Genomic DNA, 12,650 nt, shown 5'->3' with positions numbered 1-12,650 from the left:
CTGACGATTGCGACGATGGAAGGAAGCACGTGGACAGCGAGGGCAGCTTTCCGCTGGGACCGTCGTCCCTGACTGAGGCGTTGTACGAATCGGTGCGCAAGCGGATCGTCAACGGCGAGATCGCCCCGGGGGAGAAGCTCACCGAGGTCCGCATCGCCGGCGAGTACAACGTCGCGCGCCCGACCGCCAAGGCGTGCCTGGAGCGGCTCACGGCTCTCGGCCTGCTGCGCCGTTCGGTCCACAAGACCGCGGTCGTCCCCAAGCTCGGCGAGGACGAGATCCGCGACCTCTACTTCAGCCGGGAGACCGTGGAACGAGCCGCCGTCGCCGCGCTCGCACGCCGCGGCGTCGTCCCGCCCGCCGCCGTGCGCGCGCAGGCGGCGATGAAGGCCGCCGCCACCGACATGGCCTTCGAGAGCCAGGTGGAGGCCGACATCGCCTTCCACTCCGCGCTGGTCGCCGGTGTCGGGAGCCGCCGCCTGTCGCGCATGCACGAGGTCATCCTCGGCGAGGTGCACCTCACCATGGGCCAGTTCCAGGCCCACCGCACCACCCATCCCATGAACGTCGCCCGCGAGCACGACGACATACTCAAGGCGATCGGGGCCGCCGACGCCGAGGCCGCCCAGCAGCGGCTGACCCACCATCTCGACCAGGCTCAGGACCGCCTGATCGGCCAGCTGCGCAGGGAGGGCGGAGCCGTGGAGGAGCCTTCGGAGGAGGCTCCCGCCTGAGCGTTCGCGACGCGCCCCACCTCACCCCTCGACGAAGGAACGGCTCATGTCTCCACAAGCGGTCTCCTGGACCGTGAACTGCTCCATCCTCTACACCGACCGCCCGCTCCTCGAACGGCCCGCCGCCGCGGCGGCCGACGGGTTCACGGCCGTCGAGTTCTGGTGGCCGTTCGCCGAAGCGGTGCCCGGCGACCGCGAGGTGGACGCGTTCGTGCGCGCGATCGAGGACGCGGGCCTTCGGCTGACCGGCCTCAACTTCTTCGCCGGCGACATGCCGGGCGGTGACCGCGGCCTGGTGTCCTGGCCGGGCAGGACGCGCGAGCTGCTCGACAACATCCCGGTGGTCGCCGCGATCGGCGAACGCCTCGGCTGCCGGTCGTTCAACGCCCTCTACGGCAACCGGATCGATGGCATCAGCGCCGGCGAGCAGGACGAGCTGGGCGCGGACAACCTCGCCGCGTGCGTGCGGGGCGTCGCCGCGATCGGCGGCACCGTCCTGCTCGAACCGGTGAGCGGCGCCCCGCGCTACCCGCTGCTGCGCGCCGCCGACGCGGTGGCCGTCATCGACCGCGTCATCGACCGCGTCACCGACGGGGTCCCCGACGGCGTCCCCGTCACGTCGGGCATCGGGCTGCTCGCCGACTTCTACCACCTCGCCGTCAACGGCGACGACGTGATCGCGGTGATCGACAAGTACGCCGACCGCATCGCCCACGTGCAGATCGCCGACGCGCCCGGCCGGGGCGCCCCCGGCACCGGCTCACTGCCGCTCGGCCACTGGATCGACCGGCTCCACGCGACCGGTTACCGGGGCCGGGTCGGCCTGGAGTACCAGCACGGCGGCCCTGACACGTTCGACTGGCTGGCCCGCGAGCACCGCGCCGGCTGACCCACCCCACGACCGGACCCCACGACCGGACCCCACGACCGGACCCCAGGACCGGACTCCACGACCGGACTCCACGACCGGACTCCACGACAGGACGGATTCACCTCGTGACCACCATCGCCTTCATCGGCCTCGGCATCATGGGCAGCCCCATGTCGGTGAACCTGGTCCGGGCGGGCCACACCGTCACCGGCTACAACCGCACACCGGACAAGACCGCCCCGCTCGTCGAGGCGGGCGGGCGCGCCGCGTCGACGATCGCCGAAGCGGTCGTCGACGCCGAGGTCGTCGCCGTCATGGTGCCCGACTCGCCCGACGTCCGCGACGTGCTGACCGGCATCGACGGTGTCTTCAACCACGCCAAGCCGGGCGCGCTGATCATCGACTTCTCCACGATCCGGCCCGACGTCACCGCCGAGCTGGCCGGCGCGGCGCGGGCACGCGGCCTGCGCCCGCTCGACGCCCCCGTCTCCGGCGGCGAGGCGGGCGCCAGGAACGCGACGCTGTCCATCATGGTCGGCGGGGAGGAGGCCGACTTCCAGGCGGCCAGGCCCGTCTTCGACGCGGTGGGCAAGACCGTCGTCCACGTCGGCCCGAGCGGCTCCGGCCAGACGGTCAAGGCGGCCAACCAGCTCATCGTGGCCGCCAACCTGCAGGCGCTCGCCGAGGCGGTCGTCTTTCTGGAGGCGCACGGCGTCGACCTCGACGCCGCCCTCGACGTGCTCGCCGGCGGCCTGGCGGGCTCCGCCGTGCTCGCCCAGAAGCGCGCCAACATGGTCACGCGTTCCTTCGAGCCCGGTTTCCGTCTCGCCCTGCATGACAAGGACCTGGGCATCGTGACGTCGGCCGCCCGCGAGGCCGGGGTCGCCCTGCCGTCGGCCGCCCTGGTCGCCCAGCTGGTGGCGGCGGCGAACGCGGCCGGCGACGGCGCCCTCGACCACTCGGCGCTGCTGCGCGGCGTCGAACGCCTCTCGGGCCGCCTGCGGGAGTGACGGCCGCGATGCCCCAGGCGTGATCGAATCGAGACTGACGCTTGGCCAGCTTGCCGGATAGTGCATCACATGCGTATTTTTGCGGCTCTTGTGCTGGCCGCTGCCACATTATCCCCGGCGGTCGCATCCGCCGAAGTCGAAGCCGAGCCGGGGGCGGCCACGGTCGTCCCCGTGCAGGTGACCGGAAGCCCGGCGAAACGGTTCAACCTCATCGTGCTGGGTGACGGCTACACCGAGGCCGAGCAGGAGAAGTTCCGGTCCGACACCGAGCGCCACCTCAACGTCATGTGGTCGATCGAGCCGTTCAAGTCGTACCGGAACTACATCAACGTCTACCGCGTCGACATCGTCTCGAGGGAGTCGGGCGTCAGCTGCGACCCCGGCCTGGACGCGCCGCGCAAGAACACCCCGCTCAGCATGGGCTTCTGGGGCGGCTGCAACCCCGGCAGCGTCCAGCGCCTGATCACCATGGACAACTCCGCCGCCAACCGCTACGCGAGCCTGGTCGCCGGCACCACGTCCGGCAACCGGCAGATCCTCGCCCTGGCGAACAGCGCCACCTACGGCGGCGCCGGCGGCTCGTACGCCACCGCCTCGGGCAGCAACAGCATGTCGGCGCTGATCAGCCCGCACGAGCTGGGCCACTCCCTGGGCGGCCTCGACGACGAGTACGACTACTACCAGCGCGGCGTCCCCGGCGGCACCTACACCGGCGCCGAGCCGTCCAGCGCCCACCACACCCTGCTCACCGAGCAGCAGATGCTCGACGAGCGCCGCAAATGGTGGCGCTGGCTGGGCGAGCCGAGCGAGTCGGGCGGCCCGATCGGCCGCTACGAGGGCGGCCTGTACGCCACCAAGGGCGTGTGGCGGCCGAGCGAGCACTCGATCATGAAGACCCTCGGCTACTACTTCGACCAGATCGGCCGCGAGGTCATGGTGCGGCGCATCACCGCGAAGACCATGGTGATCCAGGACTCCACGCCCACGGACGCCCCCGTCGGCGCCGACCGCGTGCTGTGGGTCGAGCCGATGCGTCCCGTCAGCCACTCGCTGACCACCACCTGGAGCGTGGACGGCGAGGAACTCCCCGGCGACCGCGACACCCTCGACCTGCGCACGCTGGACCTCGCGCCCGGCACGCACACGGTCACCGCCACGGTCACCGACCCGACCGAGTTCGTCCGGGACCCGGCGATCCGCGACGCGATCACCAGGACCCGCACCTGGACGGTCGACACCGCGCTCACCACCCCGCCGGACGGCGCCCCGCCCGCGTTCGTCTCCTCCACCCCCACCGGCCACCCGGTCGGCCGCGCCGACGTCGTGTACGTGGAGACCACCCACCCGGCCACGACCGTCCCCGAGGTCACCTGGACGCTGGACGGCAAGCGGTACCAGGGCGCCGACCTCGACCTCGGCGCGATCGACCTGCCGCCCGGCACGCACACGCTCACCGCGGCCCTCGGCGGGCGCAGCCTGACCTGGACGGTGGACGCCACCCCGCCCGCCACCGGCTACGAGCTGTCGCAGCCCCTCGCCGGCTCGGGCGACACCTACGTCTACAACGGCCCGTTCACGATGCGGCTCACCGGCGACGACGACCAGGACGGCTACGTGGTCTCGGAGTCGCGGGTGGACGGCGACGGCTGGTTCAACTACTTCGGCTGGCCCACCTCCTCGGAGCTGCCGTGGACGTTCACCGAGGAGGGCACGGAGATCGACTCCCTGGTGTACGGCAAGCTCCCGCGCGGCCGGCACACCATCGAGTACCGCTCGATCGACGCCGCCGGCAACCCCGGCGAGGCGAAGAGCTTCACCGTCACGACCATCGCCCCGCCCCCGGCCTGCACCCGCACGGTCACCACAGCCCACCGCGGCCCGCTCACCGTCGCGGACGGCGTCACCTGCCTCGACGACGCCCAGGTCACCGGCCCGATCACGGTCAAGCGCGGCGCCTCGCTGGTGGTGGACGGCGGCCGGATCACCGGCACGCTCACCGCGACCGCCCCCGAGGCCGTCCACCTGCTCAAGACCTCGGTCACGGGCGCGGTCAGCGTCGACGGCGCCCGCACCCTCGCCGTCGTGGGCGCGGAGGTGAAGGGCGCCGTCACGCTGACCGGCAACACGGCGCCCATCCTGGCGGGCAGCACGGTCAGGGGCGCGCTCTTCTGCGGCGGCAACACGCCCGCCCCGGCGGACCTCGGCGTGCCGAACACGGTCAAGGGCGCCGGGCAGTGCGCGGGCGACCTACCCCAGGGCCCCCGCGGACGCGCGTACGAGGCGGTCCAGCGTCCGGCCCAGTGAGCTGATCGCGAGGTCGCGGACCCTGGCGTACTCCTGCTCGGGGTACTGCCGGGGTCCGTTCTCGATCAGCAGGATCAGGTAGAGGTAGGCGCGGTAGAGGTCGATCCGGGTCAGCGCCGACGGGGTCAGCTCCAGCGGCGTCACCTCGCGGTAGCCGGCCAGCAACGGGTCGTCCTCCGCCAGCTCGCCGAAGATCGTCGGAGTGACGAACTCGGCGAGCGGGTCGCCCCAGAAGGCCCGCTCGTGGTCGATGATCGCCTGGATGCGCGGCGGGCCGCTCAGGTCGAGGAAGACGTTGCCCGGCCAGACGTCGAAGTGCACCAGCCGCGGCGTCGTCACCTCGTCCAGCGCGGGCGCCGCCGCCTCGAACACCGCCATGAGCTCCGCGGCCGGGAGCGGCAGCGGCGCCGGATAGCGCTCGGTGTCGCCGAGCAGCGCCGCCGCCATCGCGAGGAACGCCTCCCGCCACGTGGCGCCCACGATCCCGGCGTGCGGGTAGCCGAACACCTCGCCCGTCACCCCGTTGAGCCGGGCCAGGTGGCGGCCCAGCTCACGGCGCAGCTCACGGCGCAGCTCCTCGGCCTTCTCGGGGCGCACGTCGTTCCACGAGACCCCGTCGAGCGCGGCCAGCAGCAGGTAGTCGCCGCCCAGCACCGGATCGTCGAAGCCCGCCCGCAGCAGCGGCGCCACCGGCACGCCCGCCTCCAGCGCCAGGCCGATCGCGGCGGCCTCCATGCGCAGCAGATGCCGCTCGTAGCTGAGCTGGTCGAGGTCGGGCGGCGGCGACAGCTTGAGCACCACCTCGCGCCCGTCGCCGAGCCGCAGCCGCCAGACGGCGTTGGCGTAGCCGTCGGTCAGCTCGGTGGCGGCCTCCACCCCCGTGCCCAGCGCCCGCCGGATCAGCGCGTCCAGCTCGGCGCCGGACAAGCGGCGCTTCGTCCTGCTCTCCACAGACACCTTCCCTCGGTCGGGCTCTCGGTCAGGCGGACTCGCGGCGCACCAGGTGGGTGTCGAGGATCACCACGGGCTGGCGCAGCTCCTCGCCGTGGATGCGGGCCACCAGCAGCCGGGCCATCTGCCGGCCCATCGCCTCGGTCGGCTGGTGGACGGTGGTCAGCGGCGGGTCGGCGTGCACCGCCGCCTTGGAGTCGTCGAACCCGATCACCGCCACGTCACCCGGGATCGCCCGGCCACCGTTCTTGAGCACCCGCATCGCGCCCAGCGCCATCGGGTCGGACGCGGCGAAGACCGCGTCGAGACCGGGATGCTCGCGCAGCAGCGCGGCCATCGCCACGGCCCCGCTGTGCTCGGAGAAGTCGCCGTAGGCCACCAGCTCGGGCAGGCCCGAGGGCAGCACCGCGTCGCGGTAGCCCGCCAGGCGGTCGACGCCCACCCCCATGTCCTGCGGACCGGCGATCGTGGCGATGCGGGAACGGCCGAGGCCCAGCAGGTGTTTGACCGCCTGCCGGGCCCCTGCCCTGTTGTCCATGTCGACGTAGCTGTAGGGGTCGAGGCCGACGGGCCGGCCGCCGAGCACGGTCGGCACGCCCATCTCCTCCAGCCTGCCCGGCAGCGGGTCGGCGCCGTGCAGCGACAGCAGCAGCACGCCGTCGACGTGCTGGCCCGTCAGATAGTTCTCGAGTCGCTCGTGCTCCTCCGGGGTGCGCGCCATCGCGAGGATGAGCTGCAGCCCGGTCTCGGCCAGCGCCGAGCCGATGCCGCGGATCGTGCCGGCGAAATACGGCTCGTCGAAGACCCGATACTGCGACTCGGACACCACCAGCGCCACCGTGTCGGTGCGGCGCGTGACGAGCGCCCGCGCCGCGCGGTTGGGCACGTAGCCCAGCTCGCGGATGGCCAGCTCCACGGCCTCACGGGCCTTGGCGCTGACGTTCGGCGAGCCGTTGATGACTCTCGACACCGTGCCCCGGCCCACCCCGGCCCGAGCCGCGACTGCCTCAAGAGTCGGTCGGTTCATGGCGCCTATTCTGCCGGATGATCTCCGCGTACCAGAGCGCGCTGTCCTTCAGCAGCCGTTCCTGGGTCTCGAAGTCCACGCGGACCAGGCCGAACCGCTTGCCGTAGCCCCACGCCCACTCGAAGTTGTCCATCAGCGACCAGGCGAAATAGCCCTCCAGCGGCACGCCCAGGTCGATGGCCTGGCGGCAGGCGGCCAGGTGCGCCCGCACGTACGCCTCCCGCTCCGGGTCGTGCACCCGCCCGTCCACCAGGACGTCGTCGAAGGCGGCGCCGTTCTCGGAGATCACCATCGGGATCGGCGGGTACTCCCGCGCCACCCGCGTGAGGATCTCCACCAGGCCGCCCTCGTCGATCTCCCAGCCCATCGCGGTGACCGGGCGGCCGCCGCTGACGAACGACACGTGCTCGCTGCCCACCCACGGCGAGGCCGAGTCGGTGGGCGCCGCCGCCGCCGAGGCCCGGCCGCCCGGCTCGCCCGACACGGTGAAGCGGCTGTAGTAGTTGACCAGCAGCACGTCGATCGGCGCGCCGATGGTCCTCATGTCGCCCGGCTCGATGAAGTCGAGCTCCATGCTCAGGTCGGCGAGCACGTCCTCCGGGTAGCGGCCCATCAGCAGGGCGTCCAGGAAGAACCGGTTCTGCAGTCCGTCGATGCGGCGGGCCGCGTCCAGGTCGCGCTCGCTGCCGGTGGCGGGCGTGATGGCGTACAGGTTCACGCAGCCGCCGACCCGCCGGGCGTTCATCGCCTGGACGGCCAGGCCGTGGGCGAGGTTGAGGTGGTGCGCGCCCCTGATCGCGTTCTCCGGCTCGCGCCGCCCCGGGGCGTGCTCGCCCGAGGCGTAACCGAGGAACGCGGCGCACCACGGCTCGTTGACGGTGCTGAACGTGTGCACGTGGTCCTTCAGCGCCTCGTGCACGGCGGCGGCGTACTCGGCGAAACGGTAGGCCGTGTCGCGGTTGGGCCAGCCGCCGGCGTCCTCCAGCTCCTGCGGCAGGTCCCAGTGGTAGAGGGTCAGCCACGGGTCGATGTCGTGCCGGCGCAGCTCGTCGGTGAGCCGCTTGTAGAAGTCGAGTCCCTTGGAGTTGACCGGGCCGGAACCGCCCGGCTGGATCCGCGGCCACGAGACCGAGAAGCGGTAGGCCGACAGGCCCAGCCGCGCCATGAGGGCGACGTCCTCCCGATAGCGGTGGTAGTGGTCGATGGCCACGTCCGCGTGGTGCCCGCCCAGGATGCGGCCGGGCGTCCTGGTGAAGGTGTCCCAGATGGAGGCGCCGCGCCCGTCCTCCGCGACCGCCCCCTCGATCTGGTACGCCGAGGTCGCCGCGCCCCACGCGAACCCCGCGGGGAAGCGCAGCCCCGCCCGCGTCTGTTCCTCTTGTGTCGTCACGCCTTGACCGCACCTTCCATGAGACCGCCGACGATCTGCCGGCCGAAGAGGATGAACACTGCGATGAGCGGAATGATGGACAACGCCGTCCCAGCGAAGATCAACGTGTAGTTGGTGGAGAACCGCGCGTTCAGCGAGGTGATCGCGATCTGCACGGTGGGGTTGTCCGGGGTGAGCACGATCAGCGGCCACATGAAGTCGTTCCACATGAGCATGAACGTGTTGATGCCGAGCACCGCCATGCCGGGGCGTACTGCCGGCAGCACCACGTTCCACCAGATGCGCAGCGTCGCGGCGCCGTCCACCCGGGCCGCCTCGACCAGCTCCATCGGCACCGCCTGGCGGGTGTACTGCGTCATCAGGAAGACCCCGAACCCGTTGAGCAGGTACGGCAGGATGACCGCCTGCAGCGTGCCCGTCCAGCCGAGGTCGACCATGAGCCGGTAGAGCGGCACCACGCCCATCTGCTGCAGCGGCACCGCCATCGTCAGCAGCACGAGCACCAGCAGCACGTTCTTGCCCTTGAACTGCAGGTTGGCGAACGAGAAGCCGGCCAGCGTCGAGATGACGACGACCGAGACGGTGACGACGCTCGCCACGATGAACGAGTTCGTCAGGCCCAGCAGGAACTTGGCGTCCTCGTTGTTGAGCACCGCGATGATGTTCTCGCCGAGGTTGCCGCCCGGCAGGAACGGCGGCGGCACCGCCACCGCGTCCGCGTTCGTGCGCGAGGCGATCACCAGCATCCAGTAGAGCGGGAACGCCGACACGAAGACGGCGATCGCCAGCATGACCCTGGTGAGGATGGTCGGCGACCAGTTGGTCACTTCGTTCCCCCGATCCGGCGCACGACCAGGAAGTTGACCAGCGCGCCGATGAGAATGAGCAGGAACAGCAGCCAGGCGGCCGCGGCGGCGTAGCCGTAGTCGAACTCGCGGAAGCCCTGCTTGACGATGAACATGGCCACCGTCTGGAACTGGCCCTGCGACCCGCCGTCGACGTTGCCGTTGTAGAACGTGGTCGGCTCGGAGAACAGCGTCAGGCCGCCGATCGTGGAGTTGAGCACCACGAAGATCATGGTCGGGCGCAGCATCGGCAGCGTGATCTGCCAGAACTGCCGGCGCCGGGAGGCGCCGTCGATCGCGGCGGCCTCGTACAGGTCGCGCGGGATCGTCTGCATGCCGGCCAGGAAGATGATCGCGTTGTAGCCGGTCCAGCGCCAGTCGACCATGGTGGCGATGGCGATCCACGACGGGATGCGCTCGGCCCGCCAGTTCGTGGTTTCCACGCCGAACCAGCTGAGGAGGTAGTTGACCAGGCCCCAGTCACGCGCGTACAGCTGCGTGAAGACCACCGCGACCGCGACCACCGACGTGACCAGCGGCAGCAGCACGCTCATCCGGATCGCCAGGCGGAAGCGGAAGCGCTTGTTCAGCGCGTTGGCCAGGAACAGCGCCAGCAGCATCTGCGGGACGGTCGCGATGACGAACATGCCGATGGTGTTGACCACGGCGTTCCAGAAGTCGTCGTCGGCCAGCAGCGAGGCGTAGTTGCCGAGCCCGGTCCACTCGCTGCCCCCCGCCAGGTCGTAGTCGTGCAGCGAGTAGTAGAGGGTGAACGCCAGCGGGAAGAGCCCGAAGGCGGCGAACAACAGGAAATAGGGGGACACCAGGGCGTACGGCATCGCCTTGACGTCCAGGCGGGAACGCCAGCGGCGGCCGGGCGGTTGAGCGCGGCGCTGAGGGCTCCGCGACGCCCGCGGAAGGGTGTCGAGACTCATCACAGACCTTTCGGCGGCAGTGAGCCCGGCCCGCCCCCTGGGAACGGGCCGGGCCGGGGATCAGTCGGCGGCCTTGGCCGCGTCGTCGACCAGCTGCTGCCACGCCTGGTCGTAGGGGACCGAGCCGTCGTCCATGCCCTGGATGACCGCCTCGACGGCGTTCTTGACCTGGGTGTGGTTCACGCCGAGGAAGACCGGCTGGAGGTCGGCGGCGGACTTGGCGAAGATCTCACCGATGGGGGCGTCGTTGAAGTACTCGTTCTTCGCGCCCTGCACCGCCGGGTCCTGCTGGGCCTTGGTGTTGCTCGGCATGTTGCCGAAGTCGGCGAAGACGCTCGCCTGGGTCTGGGCCTGCGTCAGGTAGTCGGCGACCATGGCCGCCTCCTTCGGGTGCTTCGACTGCGCCGGCACGGCGAGCCAGGAGCCGCCCCAGTTCCCGCCCCCGCCGGGAACAGAGGCGACGTCCCACTTGCCGCTGCCGGCGTCACCCGCGTTGCCGCTGACGGTGCCGAGCATCCAGGACGGGCAGCCGACCGTGGCGAACGCGCCCCGCTGGGTGCCCGCCGCCCACTCGTCGGAGAAGTTGCGCAGCTTGGCGGTCAGGCCCTGCTGACTCATCTTCTGCGCGAAGTCGAAGGCCGTGCGCACCGCCGGGTTCTTGTCCAGGATGAGGGTGTTCTGCTGGTCGAAGTACGTGACGTTGCCGTTCTTCGCCGCCTCCTGGTACAGCACCACCTGGTACAGCGTGTTGGTGCCGTCGGTCCACTTGGTGTCCTTGACCTTCGACTGGAACTGCTGGCCGACCTTCATGAAGTCGTCCCAGGTGGGCCACAGGGCGCTGACCTCGTCGCGGTCGCCGGGCAGACCGGCCTGCTCGAACAGGTCCTTGCGGTAGCACAGGCTCATGCCGCCGATGTCGGTGCCCAGGCCGAACAGCTTGCCGTCGGGGGCGACGCCGTTCTCCCACTTCCAGGCGGGGAAGTCCGCCTTGCGGGACTCCAGGCCGTACTCCTTCAGGTCGGCCCACCACTCCGGGTGCGCCTTGGCCAGGCCCATGCCGCCCTCGTCGATGCCCACCACGTCACCGGCCCCCGTGCCCGAGGTCAGCCACTGGATCATCTGTGGCCAGTACTGCTGCTCGAACTGGTCGGTGAGGTGCTCTTCCTTGATCTGGATGTCCTTGTGCTCGGCGTTCCACTTGGCGATGGCGTTCTTGTAGCCGAAGTTGGCGCCGCCGCCGAACGTCTGCACGCGGATCGTGACCGGCCCGGAGGAGGCGGGAGCGCCGGAATCAGCACCGCCGCCGGAACCACAGGACGTAACGGCCAGCACGACCGCGGCCAGGGCCGAGGCCGCGGTCAGGCCGCGACGCTTGCTGCTCATCATTGGGTTGGACCCCTTCTCGGGTGAACGTGGGGAGAAGCGCACCGCGGCTGCGCTCCGCCGCGGTGGGACTTTGGGAGCGCTCCCACAAAGGGTGCACTCGTGGTGTCCAGCCGTCAATCCCGCGAAACGCAACCGTTACCAATGGCGCGATTTAGTGCTGTGATTCCGGATTTTGGAGGATATATGGCGCAAAGAGCTTGCTGGGAGCGCTCCCATCGCAAGAGGTGTCTTTTGTGGTGCTTCGAGGGCATGTCGCCCGCACCCCGCGGCCTTGCCCGTGGTCGGATCCGCGGTCAGGCCCGCCGGGCCCACGCCTGCGCGCGGCCGAGGGCCCGGCTGATCCACGGCATCTTGTCCAGGCTGTAGTCGTTGACGTCATGGCCGGGGCGGGCGGCAAGTTCCCGCTTCACCGCCTCGTACTCGCGCCGGTGCGCCGGATCGGCCCGCAGCCAGTCGCGCAGCAGCAGCATCTCCGCCCAGATCGGCGAGGACACCGGATGGACATGCACGTTGACCGGCCGCCCGGGATCGGCGTCCACGGCGACCTGCTCGTCGTGATGAGTCCCGTGCCGGTCGATGCCGTAGAAGGGGCCCGCCACGTGGACGAATCCCGCCTCGTGACTGAGCGCCGCCGCCTCGACGGCCGTCGCCAGATCGTCGACCACCACCTGAAGGTCGATGATGTCCTTGGCCGCCATCCCGGGCACGGACGTCGAGCCGATGTGGTCGATGCGCCTGGCGCGCTCGCCCAGCACCCGGGCCAGGCGCGCCTTGAGCCGGGCCGCCTGGGCGGGCCACGTCGGGTCCGGCTGGGTGAGCACGACCTGCTGCCTGCGGGGCGCGCGCCTGCGCCGCGCCAGATTGCCGGCGAACGGCGCGATGCGGCCCTCCCACAGCTCCCGCACCGCCTCGCCGGACCGCGACACCCGTACGTCGACCGTGCCGTCCTCCTCGGGCACGGCCACGCCGACCACCAGGTGGTGCGCGCCCGGTTCTGGGGCGGGCACCAAGGCGACGGCGACCGGCGCGCCGGCCGCCAGCTCGGCCAGCCGGTCCGCCACCTCACGTGCCGCCGCGTCGTCCGATCCCGTCACCGCCACCTTCAGCCCGTCCACGGTTTCACAGTGCCACCCGTCGCCGGGCATGTCAGCAGGCGGCGGCGTGCTGCTCCCTGAGGGCACGGGCGTCGCGGGTCAT

At 71.1% G+C, this 12,650-nt stretch carries 11 protein-coding genes; 4 read left to right on the top strand and 7 right to left on the bottom strand.

Annotation, left to right across the window (positions count from 1 at the left end):
• Window positions 1-29: 29 nt before the first annotated feature.
• From ACIBP6_RS15710 to ACIBP6_RS15695, 4 genes are all read left to right on the top strand, one after another.
• Entirely contained in the window at window positions 30-734 is a 705-nt protein-coding gene (locus tag ACIBP6_RS15710) for a GntR family transcriptional regulator (protein ID WP_397052642.1), read from the top strand.
• Between the two features lie 46 nt (window positions 735-780).
• Window positions 781-1,623: a hydroxypyruvate isomerase family protein gene (locus ACIBP6_RS15705; RefSeq protein WP_397052640.1), complete on the top strand. Its 843-nt coding sequence runs from the start codon at window positions 781-783 to the stop codon at window positions 1,621-1,623.
• Window positions 1,624-1,730: 107 nt separating this feature from the next.
• The gene (locus tag ACIBP6_RS15700; RefSeq protein ID WP_397052638.1) at window positions 1,731-2,615 is read left to right on the top strand and encodes a 2-hydroxy-3-oxopropionate reductase; all 885 of its coding nucleotides are present in this window, start codon (window positions 1,731-1,733) and stop codon (window positions 2,613-2,615) included.
• 69 nt (window positions 2,616-2,684) lie between these two features.
• Entirely contained in the window at window positions 2,685-4,919 is a 2,235-nt protein-coding gene (locus ACIBP6_RS15695) for a M64 family metallopeptidase (RefSeq protein ID WP_397052636.1), read from the top strand.
• Here ACIBP6_RS15695 and ACIBP6_RS15690 read toward each other — a convergent pair.
• The 7 genes from ACIBP6_RS15690 to ACIBP6_RS15660 form a co-directional block, all read right to left on the bottom strand.
• Window positions 4,863-5,870: a phosphotransferase family protein gene (locus ACIBP6_RS15690; protein WP_397052634.1), complete on the bottom strand. Its 1,008-nt coding sequence runs from the start codon at window positions 5,868-5,870 to the stop codon at window positions 4,863-4,865. The two genes, ACIBP6_RS15695 and ACIBP6_RS15690, sit on opposite strands and share 57 nt — an antisense overlap.
• Before the next feature lie 28 nt (window positions 5,871-5,898).
• Window positions 5,899-6,897, bottom strand: coding sequence for a LacI family DNA-binding transcriptional regulator (locus ACIBP6_RS15685; RefSeq protein ID WP_132617400.1), 999 nt, complete (start codon window positions 6,895-6,897; stop codon window positions 5,899-5,901).
• On the bottom strand, window positions 6,878-8,287 hold the full coding sequence (locus tag ACIBP6_RS15680) for a GH1 family beta-glucosidase (RefSeq protein WP_397052632.1): 1,410 nt from the start codon (window positions 8,285-8,287) through the stop codon (window positions 6,878-6,880). Before ACIBP6_RS15680 ends, ACIBP6_RS15685 begins: the two co-directional genes overlap by 20 nt.
• Window positions 8,284-9,114, bottom strand: coding sequence for a carbohydrate ABC transporter permease (locus tag ACIBP6_RS15675; protein WP_397052630.1), 831 nt, complete (start codon window positions 9,112-9,114; stop codon window positions 8,284-8,286). Before ACIBP6_RS15675 ends, ACIBP6_RS15680 begins: the two co-directional genes overlap by 4 nt.
• On the bottom strand, window positions 9,111-10,067 hold the full coding sequence (locus ACIBP6_RS15670) for a carbohydrate ABC transporter permease (protein ID WP_132617394.1): 957 nt from the start codon (window positions 10,065-10,067) through the stop codon (window positions 9,111-9,113). The genes ACIBP6_RS15675 and ACIBP6_RS15670 overlap by 4 nt, the downstream gene beginning before the upstream one ends.
• 60 nt (window positions 10,068-10,127) lie before the next feature.
• Window positions 10,128-11,450 (bottom strand): ABC transporter substrate-binding protein, encoded by a 1,323-nt coding sequence (locus ACIBP6_RS15665; RefSeq protein ID WP_397052628.1) that lies wholly within the window; start codon window positions 11,448-11,450, stop codon window positions 10,128-10,130.
• Window positions 11,451-11,746: 296 nt separating this feature from the next.
• Window positions 11,747-12,568, bottom strand: a complete 822-nt coding sequence (locus ACIBP6_RS15660) for a GrpB family protein (RefSeq protein ID WP_397052626.1) — start codon at window positions 12,566-12,568, stop codon at window positions 11,747-11,749.
• Window positions 12,569-12,650: the final 82 nt, after the last annotated feature.

This window comes from Nonomuraea terrae (genome assembly GCF_044465245.1).
GTDB classification, from domain to species: domain Bacteria; phylum Actinomycetota; class Actinomycetes; order Streptosporangiales; family Streptosporangiaceae; genus Nonomuraea; species Nonomuraea terrae.
Note: the sequence above shows the minus strand (reverse complement) of the source record. Positions and strands in the feature narration are given on the sequence as shown.

Excerpts from the sequence above, each read along its gene's own strand:
- ACIBP6_RS15705 (WP_397052640.1), top strand. The coding sequence starts at position 781 with ATGTCTCCACAAGCGGTCTCCTGGACCGTGAACTGCTCCATCCTCTAC.
- ACIBP6_RS15695 (WP_397052636.1), top strand. The coding sequence starts at position 2,685 with ATGCGTATTTTTGCGGCTCTTGTGCTGGCCGCTGCCACATTATCCCCG.
- ACIBP6_RS15685 (WP_132617400.1), bottom strand. The coding sequence starts at position 6,897 with ATGAACCGACCGACTCTTGAGGCAGTCGCGGCTCGGGCCGGGGTGGGC.
- ACIBP6_RS15670 (WP_132617394.1), bottom strand. The coding sequence starts at position 10,067 with ATGAGTCTCGACACCCTTCCGCGGGCGTCGCGGAGCCCTCAGCGCCGC.
- ACIBP6_RS15665 (WP_397052628.1), bottom strand. The coding sequence starts at position 11,450 with ATGAGCAGCAAGCGTCGCGGCCTGACCGCGGCCTCGGCCCTGGCCGCG.